This window comes from Georgfuchsia toluolica, assembly GCF_907163265.1.
Taxonomy (GTDB): Bacteria; Pseudomonadota; Gammaproteobacteria; order Burkholderiales; family Rhodocyclaceae; genus Georgfuchsia; species Georgfuchsia toluolica.
Genome location: NZ_CAJQUM010000001.1, coordinates 767,828 through 785,396, shown reverse-complemented (window position 1 = coordinate 785,396; position 17,569 = coordinate 767,828). Strand labels below are relative to the sequence as shown.

Annotated in this window: 19 protein-coding genes; 13 read left to right on the top strand and 6 right to left on the bottom strand. The window is 58.1% G+C overall.

Translation table 11 applies throughout. The features are described 5' to 3' along the window. Positions 1–19 precede the first annotated feature (19 nt). Positions 20–826: an ABC transporter ATP-binding protein gene (locus K5E80_RS03685; RefSeq protein WP_220634891.1), complete on the top strand. Its 807-nt coding sequence runs from the start codon at positions 20–22 to the stop codon at positions 824–826. Here the strand turns inward: K5E80_RS03685 and K5E80_RS03680 are convergent, their stop codons facing one another. Further along, the gene (locus K5E80_RS03680; RefSeq protein WP_246590854.1) at positions 827–2,113 is read right to left on the bottom strand and encodes an MFS transporter; all 1,287 of its coding nucleotides are present in this window, start codon (positions 2,111–2,113) and stop codon (positions 827–829) included. 102 nt (positions 2,114–2,215) lie between these two features. Between K5E80_RS03680 and tsaB the strand changes: the two genes are divergently transcribed. From tsaB to K5E80_RS03645, 7 genes are all read left to right on the top strand, one after another. Next, positions 2,216–2,911: a tRNA (adenosine(37)-N6)-threonylcarbamoyltransferase complex dimerization subunit type 1 TsaB gene (gene tsaB, locus K5E80_RS03675; RefSeq protein WP_220634889.1), complete on the top strand. Its 696-nt coding sequence runs from the start codon at positions 2,216–2,218 to the stop codon at positions 2,909–2,911. Next, positions 2,908–3,384, top strand: a complete 477-nt coding sequence (gene rimI / locus K5E80_RS03670) for a ribosomal protein S18-alanine N-acetyltransferase (protein WP_220634888.1) — start codon at positions 2,908–2,910, stop codon at positions 3,382–3,384. Before tsaB ends, rimI begins: the two co-directional genes overlap by 4 nt. 12 nt (positions 3,385–3,396) lie before the next feature. Beyond that, positions 3,397–4,155 (top strand): uracil-DNA glycosylase, encoded by a 759-nt coding sequence (locus K5E80_RS03665; RefSeq protein ID WP_246590853.1) that lies wholly within the window; start codon positions 3,397–3,399, stop codon positions 4,153–4,155. An 86-nt stretch (positions 4,156–4,241) separates the two neighbouring features. Next, positions 4,242–5,303: an alcohol dehydrogenase gene (locus K5E80_RS03660; RefSeq protein ID WP_220634887.1), complete on the top strand. Its 1,062-nt coding sequence runs from the start codon at positions 4,242–4,244 to the stop codon at positions 5,301–5,303. A gap of 241 nt (positions 5,304–5,544) precedes the next feature. After that, positions 5,545–6,153 (top strand): LemA family protein, encoded by a 609-nt coding sequence (locus K5E80_RS03655; RefSeq protein WP_220634886.1) that lies wholly within the window; start codon positions 5,545–5,547, stop codon positions 6,151–6,153. A gap of 81 nt (positions 6,154–6,234) precedes the next feature. Next, a complete protein-coding gene (locus K5E80_RS03650) occupies positions 6,235–7,068 on the top strand; it encodes a TPM domain-containing protein (protein ID WP_246590852.1) in 834 nt (277 codons plus the stop codon). Continuing rightward, a complete protein-coding gene (locus K5E80_RS03645) occupies positions 7,068–7,565 on the top strand; it encodes a TPM domain-containing protein (RefSeq protein WP_220634884.1) in 498 nt (165 codons plus the stop codon). The genes K5E80_RS03650 and K5E80_RS03645 overlap by 1 nt, the downstream gene beginning before the upstream one ends. A gap of 4 nt (positions 7,566–7,569) precedes the next feature. Here the strand turns inward: K5E80_RS03645 and lplT are convergent, their stop codons facing one another. Then, on the bottom strand, positions 7,570–8,829 hold the full coding sequence (lplT, locus tag K5E80_RS03640; RefSeq protein WP_220634883.1) for a lysophospholipid transporter LplT: 1,260 nt from the start codon (positions 8,827–8,829) through the stop codon (positions 7,570–7,572). A gap of 134 nt (positions 8,830–8,963) precedes the next feature. Between lplT and alr the strand changes: the two genes are divergently transcribed. Then, positions 8,964–10,022 carry an alanine racemase gene (alr, locus tag K5E80_RS03635; protein ID WP_246590851.1) on the top strand — a complete coding sequence of 353 codons (1,059 nt, stop codon included), beginning with the start codon at positions 8,964–8,966 and terminating at the stop codon, positions 10,020–10,022. Then, positions 10,022–11,392: a DNA repair protein RadA gene (radA, locus tag K5E80_RS03630; RefSeq protein WP_220634881.1), complete on the top strand. Its 1,371-nt coding sequence runs from the start codon at positions 10,022–10,024 to the stop codon at positions 11,390–11,392. The genes alr and radA overlap by 1 nt, the downstream gene beginning before the upstream one ends. Positions 11,393–11,409: 17 nt before the next feature. Here the strand turns inward: radA and mobA are convergent, their stop codons facing one another. The 4 genes from mobA to ygfZ are packed head-to-tail and all read right to left on the bottom strand — an operon-like array spanning position 11,410 to position 14,843. After that, positions 11,410–12,012: a molybdenum cofactor guanylyltransferase MobA gene (gene mobA / locus K5E80_RS03625; RefSeq protein ID WP_220634880.1), complete on the bottom strand. Its 603-nt coding sequence runs from the start codon at positions 12,010–12,012 to the stop codon at positions 11,410–11,412. Beyond that, the gene (moaA, locus tag K5E80_RS03620; protein WP_220634879.1) at positions 12,005–13,033 is read right to left on the bottom strand and encodes a GTP 3',8-cyclase MoaA; all 1,029 of its coding nucleotides are present in this window, start codon (positions 13,031–13,033) and stop codon (positions 12,005–12,007) included. Before moaA ends, mobA begins: the two co-directional genes overlap by 8 nt. Then, complete coding sequence (locus K5E80_RS03615) at positions 13,014–13,811, bottom strand: NRDE family protein (RefSeq protein WP_220634878.1); 798 nt, start codon at positions 13,809–13,811, stop codon at positions 13,014–13,016. The genes moaA and K5E80_RS03615 overlap by 20 nt, the downstream gene beginning before the upstream one ends. Positions 13,812–13,826: 15 nt before the next feature. Then, positions 13,827–14,843, bottom strand: coding sequence for a CAF17-like 4Fe-4S cluster assembly/insertion protein YgfZ (ygfZ, locus tag K5E80_RS03610; RefSeq protein WP_220634877.1), 1,017 nt, complete (start codon positions 14,841–14,843; stop codon positions 13,827–13,829). Positions 14,844–14,917: 74 nt separating this feature from the next. Here ygfZ and mltG point away from each other — a divergent pair, with 74 nt between their 5' ends. Genes mltG through holB form a run of 3 tightly spaced genes read left to right on the top strand, consistent with a single transcriptional unit; the run spans position 14,918 to position 17,566 of the window. Next, complete coding sequence (mltG, locus tag K5E80_RS03605; RefSeq protein WP_246590850.1) at positions 14,918–15,913, top strand: endolytic transglycosylase MltG; 996 nt, start codon at positions 14,918–14,920, stop codon at positions 15,911–15,913. Beyond that, the gene (gene tmk / locus K5E80_RS03600; RefSeq protein WP_220634875.1) at positions 15,910–16,521 is read left to right on the top strand and encodes a dTMP kinase; all 612 of its coding nucleotides are present in this window, start codon (positions 15,910–15,912) and stop codon (positions 16,519–16,521) included. Before mltG ends, tmk begins: the two co-directional genes overlap by 4 nt. After that, positions 16,511–17,566, top strand: coding sequence for a DNA polymerase III subunit delta' (gene holB / locus K5E80_RS03595; protein ID WP_220634874.1), 1,056 nt, complete (start codon positions 16,511–16,513; stop codon positions 17,564–17,566). The genes tmk and holB overlap by 11 nt, the downstream gene beginning before the upstream one ends. Positions 17,567–17,569: the final 3 nt, after the last annotated feature.

Here is a 17,569-nt window from a genome sequence, read left to right as displayed (position 1 = left end):
AACCCGTCCGCCAGCCTCCATGCAAGACAACATCGTAGAAGTCTCAGACGTCCATTTTGCCTTCGGTGACACCAAGGTTCTACAGGGTATCAACCTGAATATTCCGCGCGGCAAAGTGGTCGCCATTCTGGGCGCCAGCGGCTGCGGCAAATCGACCCTGTTGCGCATGCTTGGCGCGCAACAGCGTCCGGACCGGGGCGTGGTCAAAGTGATGGGCGAAACGATCAGCGCAATGCATGGCGATGCGCTTTACACGTTGCGCAAGAAGATCGGCATGATGCTGCAGAAGGGCGGCCTGTTCAGCGACATGTCGGTGTTCGACAATATCGCCTTCCCGATGCGCGAGCATACCGACCTGCCCGAGGAACTGATCCACGATCTGGTGTTGATGAAACTGCACTCGGTTGGTCTGCGCGGCGCCCATGCCCTGATGCCGGGAGAGCTCTCCGGCGGCATGGCGCGCCGCGTCGCGCTGGCGCGCGCCATTGCCCTCGATCCTGATCTGCTGATGTACGACGAACCGTTCGCCGGCCTCGACCCGATTTCGCTCAATGTGATCGCATCATTGATTCGCCGTCTCAACGATGCGCTGGGCCTGACCTCGATCGTCGTGACTTACGACGTGAGCGAGTCGATCAAGGTGGTCGATTACCTGTATTTCATATCAGGAGGCAAGGTCGTCGCCGAGGGGCCAACCGAGGAAATCAAGACGTCCGACGATCCCTTCGTGCGCCAGTTCCTCGACGCCAAGGCGGACGGCCCAGTGGCCTTTCACTATCCCGGCAAGCCGATTGCCGAAAGTCTGAGCATCGCCGCAACCAGTTGATTAATCGTTGAGGTTTTTGCCGCGAGTTTCGGGCAGGAAGAACCAGCCCACGGTGAAAGCCACGACCAGCAGCAGCGTGGGATAGAGCAATCCCGCCAACGGGCTGTCGGTCTGCTTTGCGATCAAGGTCACCATGAAAGGCGACATGCCGCCGATCCAGCCGGCGGCGAGGTTGTGCGGCAGGCCCACTGCTGAGTAGCGCGTGCGCGCCGGAAAAAGTTCAGCGAGGAATGCGGTCTGCGGCCCCGTGATCAATGCCACCGCAGTCACCAGTACCAACAGCAGGCCAACAACCGCGAGGCTATCGACCTGTGCGCCGCCGAAGTTCATCAGCCCCCAATACACCGGCATTACGCCTGCCGCACCTAGCAGTAATCCGGCCAACAATACCGGCCGCCGACCAATGCGGTCCGAGAGCCAGCCGGCCAGGATCGTGAACGGAAACAGCAGCAATGTCGCCGCGATGGTCAACTCGCCGACCAGTGTGCTGTTCATGCCTGCCACGGTCTTGAGAAACACCGGCGCATAGACCTGCGACGAGAAGAACAGCAGCGAGCCGCCCGAGGAAATGCAGAAGAACAGCAACACCATGCGTTTGCGCGTGAGCGGGTCGGCCAGACAGTCGCGCAGCGGCGTCTTCGCTACCTGGCGGTTGTCGCTCAGGCTCTTGAACACCGGCGATTCATGCAGGGCCATGCGACTTTTCATTGAAACCGCCAGCAACAGGGCCGAGAGCAGGAATGGCACGCGCCAGCCCCATGAGAGGAATTCACTCTCACTGAGCCAGCGTTGCAAGAGCACGATCTGAAAGGTCGATGTCATTACCCCGAGCGGCCCCATCAATTGCAGCACGCTGGTGGTCGTACCGCGCCGTTCCAGCGGCGCATGCTCGGTGAGGTAGACGATGGCGCCGCCGATTTCGCCACCCATCGCCAGCCCTTGCAACAGGCGCAGGCATACCAGCAGCAGCGGTGCGACAAACCCCACATCGGCATGCACTGGCAACAGTCCGACGGCGAAGGTCGCCACGCCCATCAAGACGATGGTGGCGATGAAGACGATGCGCCGTCCATAGCGATCGCCAAGCGAACCGAACAAGGCAGCGCCCAGCGGCCGCACCACCATGCCAACACCAAAGGTGGCGAGGCTTTGCAGCAGGCGCACGGTCGGATCGTCGCCGGGAAAGAACAGCTCGCCAAACACCGTCGCCAGCGAGGCGAAAGTGAGGAAGTCATACCACTCGAGAAAGCTGCCGAAGCAGGCAGCCAACGCTACTTTGCGCTGCACGGCAGGGCTGTAAGATGTAGCTGGTGCTGGAGAGATCAATGCTTGCATGAAAGAGAAAGTTTTGGAAAAGGGCTGCATTATCCATCGGGTAAAATCCGCAGCGTGAAACTCCTTGCGCTCGAAACCTCCACGCACATGTTGTCCGTCGCGTTGTCGATAGACGACAGCCTGATCGAGCGCGCCGAATTTTGCGTAAATGGCGGGTCGGATCGGCTGCTGCCCTGGGTGCAGCAGGTGCTGGCCGAAGCCGGTGTTTCATTGCAACAACTCGACGCCATCGCCTTCGGCGCCGGCCCCGGCAGCTTCACCGGCTTGCGCATGGCCTGCGGCGTGGCGCAGGGGCTGGCTTATGGCGCCAATCTGCCCGTGATTCCCATCGTTACACTTGCCGCACTGGCCTTGGCGCAGGGACCCGGCCGCATGCTGTCCTGTCTCGATGCGCGTATGAATGAGGTCTATTGCGCTGCTTATGAAGTGAATGGCGACAAGGTGGAAGAAGTCCTCGCGCCTTTGGTATGCCCGCCGGAACTGTTGCCCTTGCCTCCTGGCAGGGAATGGATGGGTTGCGGCGATGGTTTTGCCAGTTATGCGGATACCCTCGCTGTGCGTTTGGGTGATGCGCTGTTGTCCATTGATCCGCAAGTGCCGGCGCTGGCGCCTGCCGTCGTACGGCTCGCCGCAAGGCAATTGCGCCAGAGCAGGGGGGCGCTGCCACCTGCGCAAGCCGTGCCGTTTTACGTACGCAACAAGGTGGCCCTCACCACGCAGGAACGCCTCGCCCGGGGCGGTAGCAAATGACGCTCGAGTTCCAGCCGATGACCGCTGCCGACCTCGACCAGGTCGTCGCGGTGGAACAGCGCAGCTATCCCTTTCCCTGGACCCATGGCGTGTTTGTCGACTCGCTGGCTGCTGGCTACCGCGCCTGGGTAGCGCGCGAGAAGGAAGTAATCATCGCTTATGCGTTGATGATGGTGGTACTCGACGAAGTGCATTTGCTCAACATCACCGTCGTGCCCGAGCGGCAGGGCCAGGGGTTCGGTGGAACCATGCTGACCCACCTCCTCGCCGATGCAGACGAGCGAGGTTGCAAATTCATGTTTCTCGAAGTAAGGCCCAGCAATATCAATGCACTGGAGATGTACCGCCGTTTCGGTTTCGTCGTCATCGGCGAGCGGCGCGGCTACTATCCGGCCGCCAATGGCCGCGAAGATGCCATCGTGATGACCTGCGATATCGGCCGGACGGCACTCGTCGCCGGCAAGGCCGCCTGAGATGACTCAGTCATGACCCAAAAGCGCGATGCCATTCTCTGCGAAATGGGCCTCGGCCCGATCTGGAGGCTGCGCAACAAAACCGAAACTGTTCGTGCTGATGAGCCCTTCGTCACTGCTCAGGACAGGCCTGTCGAAGCACCGATAGCCGTTCACCCTGAGCCTGTCGAAGGGCAGGGGGATCGAGCATCACGAATCGCCCGCATGGACTGGGAGGAACTCAGGCAATCTGTCGCCGCATGCCGCACCTGTGGCTTGTGCCAAGCGCGCAAGCAGGCCGTGCTCGGCGTCGGCGATGTGAATGCCGACTGGCTTTTCGTCGGCGAAGGGCCGGGCGCAGAAGAGGATGAGCGCGGCGAACCTTTCGTCGGCCAGGCCGGCAAGCTGCTCGACGCCATGCTCGCCGCCATCGACATCAAGCGCGGCAAGGACGTCTACATCGCCAACGCGGTGAAATGCCGTCCGCCCAACAACCGCACGCCGGAACCTGAAGAGACGGCTGCCTGCTGGCCCTATCTGCAACGCCAGATCGCACTGATTCAACCGAAACTGATCGTTGCCCTCGGCCGTCCCGCGGCGCAGACGCTGCTCGGCGTCGAAGTAAAAATCGGCGCTTCGCGCGGCCGTCGGTTCGAGCACCAGGGCATTCCTCTGATAGTCACCTATCATCCGGCCTATTTGCTGCGCAATCTGTCGGACAAGGCCAAGGCATGGGAAGACCTGGTATTTGCACGCAAATCGATGCGCGAGTTGAAATTAAAGACAGTCTGATTAATTTGTTTCGCTAGTATGGAAATATCGCAAGCATAAAATATGGCGAAACACTTTTGTTCATTGGATGGAGTAAGGACGCGTAAATGAAAGCAGCGGTCTATTTTGGTCCTCAGGACATTCGTTGTATCAACATCCCCGATTCGGTCCTTCGTGCCGACCACGACGTACTGGTGAAAGTCAGCGCGACGTCGATCTGCGGTTCCGATTTGCACTTGTATCGCGGCGCACTCGATCCCATCATGAAAAAGGGAAAATCGCAAACCGGTCACGAACTCGTCGGCGAAGTATTGGATACAGGCAAATCGGTGGCACGGTTCAAGCGCGGCGACCGCATCAGCATGGGTTACTCCGTCTCGTGCGGGCACTGCTACATGTGCGCGGTGGGCCAGACGGCCCATTGCGAAACAACGCAGAAGGCGGTGTACGGCTTCGGCATCCCGTTTGGCAACCTTAACGGCACCCACGCCGAAACGATAGTCCTGCCTTACGCCGACAGCCACGCGATCAAGGTGCCGCACGAAATACCCGATGGCGCCGCATTGACACTCTCATGCAACCTGCCAGCGGCCCTGATCGCCAATCGCCTGGCCGATATTCAGGCCGGCGAAAACCTCGCGGTCGTCGGCTGCGGCCCGAGTGGATTGATGGCCCTGGATATAGCGCTGCATGGCGGCCCCGGATGTGTCGTCGCCTTCGACAAAGTGCCGCATCGCCTGGCGGCCGCTGCGAGCAAGGGCGCTGTCACCATCAATCCAGCGGAAGAGGGCTGGAAGGAAAAGGCCTTGCAGCTTACCGTTGGCCGCGGTTTCGACAAGGTGATCGAAATGGTGGGCGCTCCCGAAACGCTGCAGATGTCTCTCGATCTTGTCCGCTGCGGCGGAACCATTGCCGCGTTGGGGGTATTCTGCGACAACACGTTCAATCTCAATCTTGCCGACGTGTTCCTGCGCGACATCACCTTGCACATGAACGGCTTTGCCAATGTTCAGCCTTTTATGTGGCAATCCCTGCGCCTAGTGGAACGGGGCGTGCTTAATCCGCAGGAGTACTTTTCCCACACTTTCTCGTTGTCGGACGTGGACAAGGCCTTTTCGACCTTCCATAACAAGGCCGATGGCGCAATGAAGATGCTGATCAGGCCATAAGGCAGAAACCTTCGCAAGACCGGTGGCTCCTGGGTTTTTGGTCTTGCGTTTGCGAGTTCTGGAATAACTGTTGCCAGATGAGACCTCAATTCTTTGAAGATCAGCGCCAACACCCGCCGATCAGCCTTTAAGCGCTGAAAGGGGTTTGTCCCCGTCAGCGTCGACGCTTAGGTTGAGACTTGAGTTTTCTGCCTGCCGGCCCCATATTGCACACCATTGTCCCTTCCTTTGGAGGTCTTCCATGCGTTTCCGTCTCTTCGCGGTGATTGTCCTCATCGCCTCGCTGCTCTCAGGCTGCGGTTACAACACTTTCCAGACCAATGACGAATCAGTTAAAGCTTCCTGGGCCGAAGTGCTGAATCAGTACAAGCGCCGCGCCGATCTGGTGCCCAATCTCGTGCAAGTAGTGCAGGGCTATGCTTCACACGAAAAGGATGTGCTAACGCAAGTGACTCAGGCGCGCGCCAGCGTGGGCGGCATCAATGCCACGCCGGAGCTGGTGAATGATCCAGAGGCTTTCGCCAAATTCCAGCAGGCGCAGAGCCAGCTTACCGGAGCGCTGTCGCGCCTGCTGGTGGTGGCGGAAAACTACCCGCAGTTGAAGGCGGATGCGAATTTCCGCGACCTGCAGGCGCAGCTCGAAGGCACGGAAAACCGCATCACAGTCGCGCGCAACCGTTACATCAAGGCCGTCGAGACTTACAACGTCGCGGTGCGCACCTTTCCCAACAACCTGACGGCGATGGCATTCGGCTACAAGCCCAAGCCCAGCTTCACAGTCGAGGATGAAAAAGCGATCAGCGAACCGCCGAAGGTGAATTTCAATACCGCACCGGCACCAGCCAAGTAAATGCATTTAAGCCACAGAGGACACAGAGTGCACAGAGTTAGAAGCAAATCACTGTTTTCCTCTGTGTTCTCTGTGAACTCTGTGGCCAGATTGTTTTTGGCTTTTGTCTTATCTATCGGCTTGGTTTTTGCTGCCGATGAAGTCGCGATTCCGCCGCTTGCAGCGCGCGTTACCGACCTTACCGGCACGTTGACCCCGGAGCAGAAAGTTCAACTGGAAAACGCGCTGGCGCAGGTAGAGGCGGCCAAGGGTGCGCAGGTGGCGATACTCATGTTGCCAACCACGCAACCGGAGACCATTGAGCAGTTCGGCATTCGTCTTGCCGATGCCTGGAAAGTCGGACGCAAGGGCGTGGATGACGGTGTGATCGTGATCGTCGCCAAGGACGATCACCATATGCGCATTGAGGTTGGTTATGGACTCGAAGGCGCGATTCCCGATGCCATCGCCAAGCGCATTGTCAGCGACGTGATGGCGCCGCGTTTCAAGCAGGGCGATTTTTACGGCGGACTGCAAAGCGCGGTGGATGCGATCGGCAAGATCATCAACGGCGAAGCCTTGCCGGAACCCCGCCAGCGCCGTGGTGTCAATGGTTTCAACCTTTCCGACAACATCATTCCCGTGGCGATGATTTTTGTTTTTGTCATCGGTGGCGTTTTGCGCGCGGTACTCGGACGTGCCGCCGGCGCGAGCGTCGGCGGCGTAATCGCGTTCTTTGGCGCATGGCTGCTGCTGGGGTCGTTGTTCGTGGCCATCATCGTTGCCCTGATTGCCTTTGTTTTTACCCTTGCCGGTGGCGGCCGCTTCGGTGGTCCCGGCATGGGCGGCTTCGGCGGAGGTGGCTTTGGTGGCGGCGGCGGGTTTTCCGGGGGTGGTGGCGGCTTCGGCGGCGGCGGCGCTTCGGGGAGGTGGTAATGAATGTATTCAGAGTGATCAAGCATTTGTTCGTGCCGCATTGGGTGGTGAGACGCGCCTTCCCGAAGCCGGCATTGACGGCCATCGAGCGGACGATTGCCGCTTCGGAAAAACAACATAGCGGCGAACTGCGTTTTGTGGTGGAGGGTGGCATGCCACTGTATGAGTTATGGCATGGCCATTCGGCACGCCAGCGCGCCGTCGACCTGTTTTCGCAATTGCGCGTGTGGGATACGGATCAGAACAGCGGCATCCTGATCTACGTGCAATGGGTGGACCACGCGGTCGAGATACTGGCCGACCGCGGCATCGCCGCGCGCGTACCGCAGGCCGAGTGGAATGCCGTCTGCCGTAGCATGGAAGCCGCCTTCAAGCGCGGCGATTATCGCGGCGGTACGCTCGCCGCCATCGGTCGTGCCAGTCAGTTGCTGGCGCTGCATTTCCCCTCATCGGGCGGGGGTCACAATGAGTTGCCTGACCGGCCGCTGATGCTGTAGTGATCTAGGGCCTGTCGTCAAGCAGACTAACGTCGTCCTGAATGCGCTGGTTGGCTTCATGGCGTTTTTGCAGCAGCCACATGATGGTGATGACGAAACTGCCGAACAGAATGATCACTGCATTGATCGACAGGCCCATCCACAGCAGGCCGGCGTAAATACCGGTCATGGCGAGGATGGAGAGGTTCTCGTTGAAGTTCTGGACGGCAATCGAATGACCGGCTCCCATCAATACATGGCCGCGATGCTGGAGCAGGGCATTCATCGGTACCACGAACATGCCGGAGAGCATGCCGAGCGCGATCATCATGAGCAGCGCGATCCCTTCATGGTGAACCAGCGTCATGCCCATCACCACCACTCCCATGGCGATACCAAGCGGAATTACTCTGACCGATTTACGCAGAGTGACGTATCTCGCGGCAATGATAGCGCCCAGAGCGACGCCGGCTGCCACGGTTACCTGCATGATGGTGGCTGCGGAAAGATTCATTCCCAAGGCTGCCTTGGCCCATTCCAGCACGACAAACTGCAGCGTTGCGCCAGCGCCCCAGAACAAGGTAGTGACGCCAAGCGAAATCTGGCCCAGGCGGTCGCGCCAGAGCAGACGCAGGCAATGGTTGAACTCATGAACCAGATAGAGGGGGTTGGATTTCAGCGGCTTGTGGTCGACTCCTGTATCGGGCAAATAAAGATTGATCAGTGCAGCAGCCAGGTAGATCGCGCCTACGAACGCAATATTCATTTCTGGGACAGTGTCGATACCGGTATCGATAAGCGGAAAATCGAAGGAAAGCAGATTGGCCGCGATATCCGGTTTGATCAACAGGCCGCCCAGCCCCATGCCGAGAATGATTGCGGCCACGGTGAGTCCTTCGATCCAGCCGTTGGCGACAACCAGCAGACGCGGCGGCAAGTATTCGGTAATGATGCCGTATTTTGCCGGCGAATAGGCAGCGGCGCCGAGGCCGACTACCGCGTAGGCTGCAAGAGGATGCACATGGAAGAAGAGCAGACTGCAACCAAAAATCTTGATGCCGTTGCTGATGAACATGACGCGGCGCTTGGGCATCGAATCGGCGAATGCGCCGACGAAGGCCGCAAGTACCACGTAAGACAGGGTAAACACGGTCTTCAGCAGTGGCTCATACGCGATGGGGGCGTCCATGCCCTGCAATATTGCAATCGCAGCGATCAACAGCACATTGTCGGCCAGCGCGGAAAAAAACTGGGCGGCCAGTATCAGGTAGAAGCCTAGATTCATTTTGAGGGCGTTTTATATCACATAGGGCGCGCTACTCAAGGCCGTGAAGATCAGGGAAAGAAAGCTTGTTTCGAGTGTATGTCAGGCGACCTGTGAGAAACTCGCGTTATATGCCTGAAGCAGTTGACCAACCTGTGACGCGTCCGATCCAAGCCCATATCGATATTGCAGCCCTGCGCCATAACCATGCGCTGGCCCGTCGCCATGCCGGCAAGGCGCGGATGTGGTCGGTCATCAAGGCCAATGGCTATGGACATGGCGCGCTGCGCATTGCGCGAGGTCTGGAACAGGTGGCCGATGGCTTCGCTCTCCTTGAACTCGATACGGCGCTCGCACTTCGTGCGCAGGGAATTCGCCAACCGCTGCTGTTACTGGAAGGTTTCTACAATACCGACGAATTGCAGGCCTTCGCGCAGCAACATTTGATCCCCGTGGTACATCGTCTCGATCAGGCCGAAGCACTGGTGCGCAGCGATTTTTCGCTGCCGGTTTATCTGAAGCTCAATACCGGCATGAATCGCCTCGGACTGAATGTTGACGAACTGGCAGCCGCACTCGATTTGCTGCGCGGTTACGAGATTACCCTGATGACCCACTTTTCCGATGCCGACGAGGGGCTGGGTATCGACGATCAAATGCAATGTCTTAAAAAAATGCATAGAGGGCGTGATTACCCGCTTTGTCTGGCGAATTCGGCGGCGCTGCTGCGCTTTCCCGAAGCCTTGGGCGATTGGGTAAGGCCGGGCATCATGCTTTATGGCGCATCACCTTTCCCGTGGATGAAAAGTGCCGCCGAGATTGGACTGCGGCCGGTGATGACGCTGACGAGCGAACTCATCGCGGTGCGCGACTTGCAGCCTGGCGACCGTGTGGGCTATGGCGGCGCATTTGTTGCCGAGCACAGGATGACAATCGGCATCGTGGCCTGTGGCTATGGCGATGGCTATCCGCGCCACGCCCCAACCGGCACGCCCATCCTGGTGAACGGGCAGCGTACTCGCACGGTCGGAAGAGTCTCGATGGACAAGATCTGCGTAGACCTCACTGACATCGCCGCTGCCAGGGTAGGGAGCCCGGTAATCCTGTGGAGCGAGGGGCTGAGTTCTGATGAGGTGGCGGCCAGCGCCGGCACGGTGAGCTATGAACTGTTCTGTGCCCTGGCTGCACGTGTACCCGTGGTGGAGCAGGGCTGATGGCCAAGGTCAAGACGATTTACTCCTGCACCGAATGCGGTGCCAGTGCGCCGAAATGGCAGGGCCAATGTCCCGGTTGCGGCCAGTGGAATACTTTGGTCGAAACCGTTGCCGAGCCAGTGGCTGCGGGCGCAGGTAATCGCTATTCTTCACTCAGTGGTGAAGCCCGGCTGCAAAAACTGTCCGAGATCAATCCAACCGAAGAACCGCGCCAAGCGACCGGCATCGAGGAATTCGACCGCGTGCTGGGCGGCGGACTGGTCGCCGGCGGCGTGGTGCTGATCGGTGGCGACCCCGGCATCGGCAAGAGCACACTATTGTTGCAAGCGCTCTCAAGGCTGGCGGATGCCGGTTTACCGGTGTTGTATGTCTCGGGCGAGGAATCCGGCGAGCAGGTTGCCTTGCGCGCACGGCGCTTGCACCTCGGCGCGGGCGACATGCAACTGCTGGCCGAGATCAACCTCGAGAAAATCCTCCGCGTACTGAATCGCGAAAAACCTGTCGTGGCGGTAATCGACTCGATCCAGACGGTTTATTCGGACGCACTGCAATCGGCCCCGGGCTCGGTGGCCCAGGTGCGCGAATGTGCGGCGCAACTGACACGTATGGCCAAGCAGAGCGGCACGACGGTGATTTTCGTTGGCCATGTCACCAAGGAAGGGACGCTGGCCGGGCCGCGCGTGCTGGAGCACATGGTGGATACCGTACTTTATTTCGAGGGCGACACGCATTCGAGCTTCCGTCTGGTGCGCGCCTTCAAGAACCGTTTCGGTGCGGTCAATGAGCTCGGCGTCTTTGCCATGACCGACAAGGGCCTGCGCGGCGTCTCCAACCCTTCGGCGTTGTTTCTCTCCCAGCAGGGTGGCGAGGTGGCGGGGCGCTGTGTGATGGTGACGCAGGAGGGAACGCGACCCCTGCTGGTCGAGATTCAGGCTTTGGTTGATGCTGCCCATTCGCCCAATCCAAGGCGTTTGTCCGTCGGACTTGAGTCAAGCCGATTGGCGATGCTGTTGGCGGTTTTGCATCGTCATGCGGGCATCGTCTGTTTTGATCAGGATGTGTTTGTCAATGCCGTCGGCGGGGTGCGGATTCAGGAGCCGGCAGCCGACCTTGCAGTGTTGTTATCTATTGTTTCTTCTTTATTAAACAATCCGTTGAATAATAAACTTATAGTATTTGGTGAAGTTGGATTGACCGGTGAAATCCGCCCTGCACCACGCGGCCAGGAACGCTTGCGTGAGGCCGCCAAACTTGGCTTTACCCACGCCCTTATCCCCAAGGGCAACGCTCCGCGCCAACCGATTCCTGGTATCGAAGTGACAGCAATTGATCGCATGGAACAGGCTATCGATCACTTGCGGAATCGATAACCGGTTTGTGGTTCAATTCAAGTCCGGCAGGCTGTCAGGCTAAATGCGATTCGCTCCATATCCTGTGGCGTATTGATGTTGCTGAAAGCGGCCTCGTCGGCGAAGGCGACTTCAACGTAGCGTTGCCGTGTTAGCCAATGCCAAAACACCCGCCTGCCACCGGCAAGAAAATCCTCGATCGACGGCCCGAGCGTGCAGCGGCAGAGCAGAAAGGTGGGTTGCAGACCGCTTGACGTGCGAGCTACTGCGATATCGGCCTTGGTAGTAGTTAGTGCCTGATGCAAACGCACAACCATGTCACTCGGCAACAGGGGAACATCACATGGAACGCAGGCCAGCAGCTCTGTATTGGCGCAGGTTATTCCTGCATGCAAACCGGCCAGCGGGCCGGGGTAGCCGGCAATCACATCAATAATGATCGGGTAACCCAGGGCCGCAAGTGCCGCTTCGTGACTGTTGCAATTAAGTATCAGGCTATCGACTTGCGGGCGAAAACGATCAATCACCCATTCGATCATCGGCCTGCCATTTAGGGGTAGTAATGCTTTGTCGAGCCCACCCATGCGAGTGGATTTCCCCCCGGCGAGAATCAGGCCAGTAATATCAGTCGAGTTAGCCACCAATGTAGGACATCTCTATCTTCTTGAGGTTGACAGTTGCCGCAGTACGAATTTCGGAATAGCGGTCTTCGCGCGCCTGCCAGATTGCAGCTATGCGCGAGGCGATGGCATCATCGGAGGCGCCGGAGCGCAGCATCTCACGCAGATCGTGGCCCTGCGTCGCGAACAGGCAGGTGAAAAGCTTGCCATCGGTCGATAGGCGCAGGCGGTTGCAGTCGGCGCAGAAAGCTTGCGTCACTGAAGCAATGACGCCGATTTCGCCATTGCCGTCTGCATAGCGCCAACGCCGCGCCACTTCGCCGACGTAATTGCCAGGCAACGGCTCAAGAAGAAATTCGGTATTGATCTTGTCCACGATTTCGTCGGCAGACACAACGTCATCCATGCGCCAGCCGTTGCTGGCGCCGACATCCATGTACTCGATGAAGCGCAGGATGTGGCCGCTGCCCCTGAAGTGGCGCGCCATGGGCAGAATGGCATGGTCATTGAGGCCGCGCTTGACCACCATGTTGATCTTGATCGGGCCGAAGCCGGCACGACTGGCGGCTTCGATGCCGTCAAGCACGTCCTTTACCAAAAAACCGACGTCGTTCATGGCGCGAAAGGTTGCATCGTCGATGGCGTCGAGGCTCACCGTCAGGCGATTGAGGCCGGCAGATCGCAGGGCCTGCGCCTTCCTGGTCAGCAGCGAGCCGTTGGTCGTCATGGTCAGTTCGAGTTTGCCGATCCCGGCGAGTTTCTCGACCAGCAATTCAAGGCGCTCGCGCAACAGAGGTTCGCCACCGGTAAGCCGAATCTTGTGCACGCCCTGATCGGCAAAAATGCTCGCCAGGCGATGAATTTCCTCGAAACTGAGCAACTCGCTGCGACGCATGAACTGATGACCCCCGCCAAAACTTTCTTTCGGCATGCAGTAGACGCAGCGGAAGTTGCAACGATCCGTGACCGAAATGCGCAAGTCGCGCAATGGCCGTTGCAGACGATCTATGAGAGCGGGAGTTTTAACGAGTGGGGCGTCCATGGTCGGGTTGGTCTAGTGTGAATCTGAAACGCTGTCGGTGGCTCTGGGCGGCGTCGGCGTTCCATTCCTGTTCGTCGAAGAATACCTCGTTATTCTGCCCGACCACAAGCACCGTCGAACTACGGGTGCCGTAAGCCGAGTCTGCGGTGGCGCGCACGAAGATGGCGGAAAGACGCCGTTCCCATTCGAGCGGGACGCCAGTATCCGGTAAATCGATATCATCGGCAATGGCTGTGTCGCGCAGGAAGTGGAACAAACCATCGGTATCCGGCAAATCATGCAGTGACTTCTCGAGTGCGTGAGTCGCCGTGGTTACCTTGGGCCAGGGCGTGTTGATGACATGATTGGACAAGCCGTGGACTCCCGCGTTCAGGTTGCGCGCCTGATTTTCAATATTGTTATAGCAGGCCAGCGTATCGCCATCGCAAACCAGCAGATTGAAACCGTTGTAGCGGTCGCCGATGAGCTTGACGTCCGCCAGATAGTCGAGTGCCTTTGCCGTGCCTTGCAGGAAGGCGGTTACCAGAGAGCCGCGCGAAGTGGCGAGTTGTTTCACTTGTGTCGGGTCGCGAAAATTGGTCAACGCGGCAAAACGGCCGCCACGAGTGATGCCCAGCCAGGTGCCACCTGCCGACAAATCGCGTCCAGCCAACAGGTTCGGCGCTTCCGGCCAGAAGAAGGCAGAACGGGTAGGGCGGGCGAAAAATTCGTCACGGTTGGCGGCAATTACCAGTGGGTATTGCGGGTGGGCCTGCCACGCGGCGAGGATCAGGCACATGGCATCAACGCGGCGTCATTCAACCACGTAGGGCAGGGGCAGTATCCGCGGTACGGGGCCGGACGGGTTGCCCAGATGAATCTCGCCCGCAGCGACACAACTCGATTGAGCCACCAGCAGCAGATCAAGTCCGCCCTGCACTGATGGCGCGCTCATCACCACGGCGCCACAAGCCTGCTCGCCCGTCTCTGACGCATAGACTGCGGTACCGTCTGCCAGTTTGTCCATTACGGTATGGGCACGGTACATGCGGCGTTTGATTTTGCCCAAGTGCTGCGTGCGGGCGACGATTTCCTGGCCCGGATAGCAACCCTTCTTGAAACTGACGCCGCCAATCAGTTCGTAATTCACCATCTGCGGTACAAATTCTTCCATGGTTGCGGCAGTGATGAGCGGCATGCCTGCCGCGATATCCAGCCCGCGCCATGCCGCGATGCCCACCGGTTGTGCGGCTACACACAAAGTCTGCCACAGTGCGGCGGCTTTACCAGCAGCGATCACGATCTCGAAGCGCCGGTCACCAAGGCCAAGGACAGTTCCATTTTCGAAGGCTTGCTGTTGCATTGGGCCGGGTTGCGGGAAGCCCTGTTGTTGGAGCAGCACGGCAGCCTGCGGGCCGGCCAGACCGATGCACGCCAGAGATTCGCCAGCATCGCCGAGCTTCACCTTTGAGCGCAGCACATACATCGACAGCTTTTTCTGGATTATGGGCAGCAAGTCGGCCGAGAGCTGCAGCGTGATAACGTCAGCATCGCGCCAGAGCAGAAAATTGGCCAGTATGCGGCCCTTGGGATTGCAAAGGGCGGCGCGGCGCAACTCTTTCTCGCCGAGACTACTGACATCGTTGGAAAGAAGATTGTGCAGGAATTCAATCGCATCGCCCCCTTGCACCTGAATAATGCCAAGATGGGAAAGCGGTGCGATTACGGTTCCATTGGCGACGCGCTGGGCGTCGACGCCAGGGTTGCCGGTTGATTCAAAATCCGCATCGAAGCCTGTCGTACGCAAGGATTCAAGCCAGTCATTAACCATAGATTTTCCAGAGATTCTTACTTGGGGGTTAGGCTATTATAGAGGTTCATTTTGACCTGAACTCCTTGCTGCGCGTGCTGAGACAATTACTCTATTTGATGGTGCTTGGCGCTGTTTGTTTCGCCGCATTGACTTATCTGTTCGCGACCCGGCCGGTCGGTCTGAAAACATCTCCGCTCGACTTTGAGATCACCTTGGGCGTTGGCCTGCACGGCGCCTCACGACAAATGGTGGATGCCGGTATCGATATGCCGGCGTGGCAATTCGCCTGGTTCGGCCGGGTGCTGGGCAGAGCCTCGCAAATCAAGGCTGGGAGCTATGAAGTCGAGGCCGGGGTAACTCCCTGGCAATTGTTGCAAAAGCTCACCCGTGGCGATATCAACCAGGGCGAGGTGGTATTGATCGAGGGCAAGACCTTTGCCGACTTCAGGCAGTTGCTCGATAATCACCCAGATATTCGTCATGAGAGCGCAGGCATGCGCAATGCCGAATTACTGGCCAAACTCGGCATCGACGTGCCCCACCCGGAAGGGTTGTTCTTCCCCGATACCTATCTGTTCCCGAAAAATGCCTCCGATCTTGACATTTACCGGCGCGCCCATCTTGTACTCAGTCGCCGCCTGGAAGCAGAATGGAACAGCCGCGCAGCAGATTTGCCTTACCGCAGCTCCTATGAAGCGTTGATCATGGCATCGATCATCGAGAAGGAAACCGGTCTTGCCAACGACCGCGAACAAATCGCTGCCGTATTTATAAATCGCTTGCGTTCCGGCATGCTGTTGCAAACCGACCCGACGGTAATTTATGGCTTGCACCAGTTCGACGGCAATCTCCATAAGAAGGATTTACAGGCTGACACTCCCTATAACACCTACCTGCGATCTGGTCTGCCGCCGACCCCGATCGCGTTACCTGGGCAATCTTCCCTGCATGCGGCATTGCACCCCGCAGTAAACGACAATTACTACTTTGTGGCGCGAGGCGATGGCAGCAGCGTTTTTTCGCGTACGCTCGAAGAACACAACCGAGCGGTGGCCCGCTACCAGAAACGAAAGGAAAACCCGGGATGAGGGGGCGCTTCATTACCTTCGAAGGTATTGACGGTGCCGGCAAAAGTACCCATCACACCTGGATGGTCGAGTACCTGCGTGCGAAGGGACACGATGTTGTTTCAACGCGCGAACCCGGCGGCACTCCACTTGGCGAAAAACTGCGTGGCCTGTTATTGTCCGAGAGCATGGACTTGGAGACCGAGGCGATGTTGATGTTTGCCGCGCGGCGGGAACATATCGTCAAGGTGATCGAACCGGCGCTGGCAACTGGGCAATGGGTGGTATCCGACCGCTTCACTGATGCTTCTTTTGCTTACCAGGGAGGTGGGCGGGGGTTGGCCAAGACCAAACTACAGCAACTTGAAATCTGGGTGCAGGAAGATCTGCAACCAAACCTGACTTTTCTGTTCGACCTCGACGTCGCCACAGCCACAAAACGGCTGCAAGGTACGGGACAGTCTGCGGATCGTTTTGAACAGGAAAAGGCGGATTTCTTTGAGCGCGTTCGGCAGGCCTACCTTGACAGAGCCAAAGAATTTCCACTTAGATTTCGCGTCATCGATGCCAGTCTGAGCATCGCTGAGACTCATAAATTACTTGAAAATATAATATTAAGTGATTGTTAATAAAATATTTAGTTGGCAGGAATCAATTTGGGAAAGTTTGCTTGCCCAGCCTGCCAACTTGCCGCACGCCATGTTGTTTATTGGCCCGGCTGGTACCGGCAAGGGCCTGTTTGCTGACCAATTGGCCGCCCGTTTGCTCTGTGAATCCGCGCAAGGGAGCCAGCCCGCCTGTGGCATCTGCGACGGCTGTCACTTGCTTGCTACGGACAACCACCCCGATTTCCGCAAAATTACCCTCGAAAGCGACGTTGAAGAGGAGGAGGGGGCCGAAAAATCGACTGCCAAATCGAAAAAGAAATCTGCCGCCCCAGCAATGCAAATCAAAATTGACCAGATTCGTGCACTCGAAGACTTCGTGTTTGTCGGTAGCCATCGCCAGGGCAAGCGGGTTGTCGTGATCAATCCGGCCGATGCCATGAATGTTGCAGCCACGAATTCACTTCTTAAAATACTTGAAGAACCACCATCAAGTGTATATTTTTTATTGGTTTCATCAAACTCAAAGCGCTTGTTACCCACCTTGCGAAGCCGTTGCCGGCAAATGCTGTTCGGCATTCCCAATGTTGTCGTCGCCAGTGCTTGGCTGAAAGCGGAGGGCGTCCGCGAACCCGAACAACTTCTCGGTTTGGCCGGTGGAGCGCCGCTTAAAGCGCTAGCGCTGAAGGAAGAAGGTAGTGCTGCGGTCGTCGATGAGGCCATCGAACCCCTGTATCGTCCGCCGCTCGAACCGATTGCGTTGGCCGCGCATTGGGAAGCATTGCGTAAAAAAAATCCAGGCTTCCTGCTTGAACACTTGATCGATGCAGTTCAAAAGTGGCTTTATGACTTGACTCGTGTTCGCAATGGCAGCACGCCGCGCTATTTACCTGATTCGCAAAAAGAATTGTTGACTGTTGCCCCGAAAATCTCGGTCGCGCGGCTGAACCGCTGTTACGCTGATTTGCTGAAGATTCGTGCCACCGCCCGCCATCCCCTTAACGAACTGCTGTTTCTGGAAGACCTGGCGGCACGTTGCGCAGCAGCGTTGTCCCTGCCTCGATCCTGATGA

Excerpts from the sequence above, each read along its gene's own strand:
- K5E80_RS03685 (WP_220634891.1), top strand. The coding sequence starts at position 20 with ATGCAAGACAACATCGTAGAAGTCTCAGACGTCCATTTTGCCTTCGGT.
- rimI (WP_220634888.1), top strand. The coding sequence starts at position 2,908 with ATGACGCTCGAGTTCCAGCCGATGACCGCTGCCGACCTCGACCAGGTC.
- K5E80_RS03665 (WP_246590853.1), top strand. The coding sequence starts at position 3,397 with ATGACCCAAAAGCGCGATGCCATTCTCTGCGAAATGGGCCTCGGCCCG.
- K5E80_RS03660 (WP_220634887.1), top strand. The coding sequence starts at position 4,242 with ATGAAAGCAGCGGTCTATTTTGGTCCTCAGGACATTCGTTGTATCAAC.
- K5E80_RS03655 (WP_220634886.1), top strand. The coding sequence starts at position 5,545 with ATGCGTTTCCGTCTCTTCGCGGTGATTGTCCTCATCGCCTCGCTGCTC.
- K5E80_RS03645 (WP_220634884.1), top strand. The coding sequence starts at position 7,068 with ATGAATGTATTCAGAGTGATCAAGCATTTGTTCGTGCCGCATTGGGTG.
- lplT (WP_220634883.1), bottom strand. The coding sequence starts at position 8,829 with ATGAATCTAGGCTTCTACCTGATACTGGCCGCCCAGTTTTTTTCCGCG.
- radA (WP_220634881.1), top strand. The coding sequence starts at position 10,022 with ATGGCCAAGGTCAAGACGATTTACTCCTGCACCGAATGCGGTGCCAGT.
- moaA (WP_220634879.1), bottom strand. The coding sequence starts at position 13,033 with ATGGACGCCCCACTCGTTAAAACTCCCGCTCTCATAGATCGTCTGCAA.
- K5E80_RS03615 (WP_220634878.1), bottom strand. The coding sequence starts at position 13,811 with ATGTGCCTGATCCTCGCCGCGTGGCAGGCCCACCCGCAATACCCACTG.
- ygfZ (WP_220634877.1), bottom strand. The coding sequence starts at position 14,843 with ATGGTTAATGACTGGCTTGAATCCTTGCGTACGACAGGCTTCGATGCG.
- tmk (WP_220634875.1), top strand. The coding sequence starts at position 15,910 with ATGAGGGGGCGCTTCATTACCTTCGAAGGTATTGACGGTGCCGGCAAA.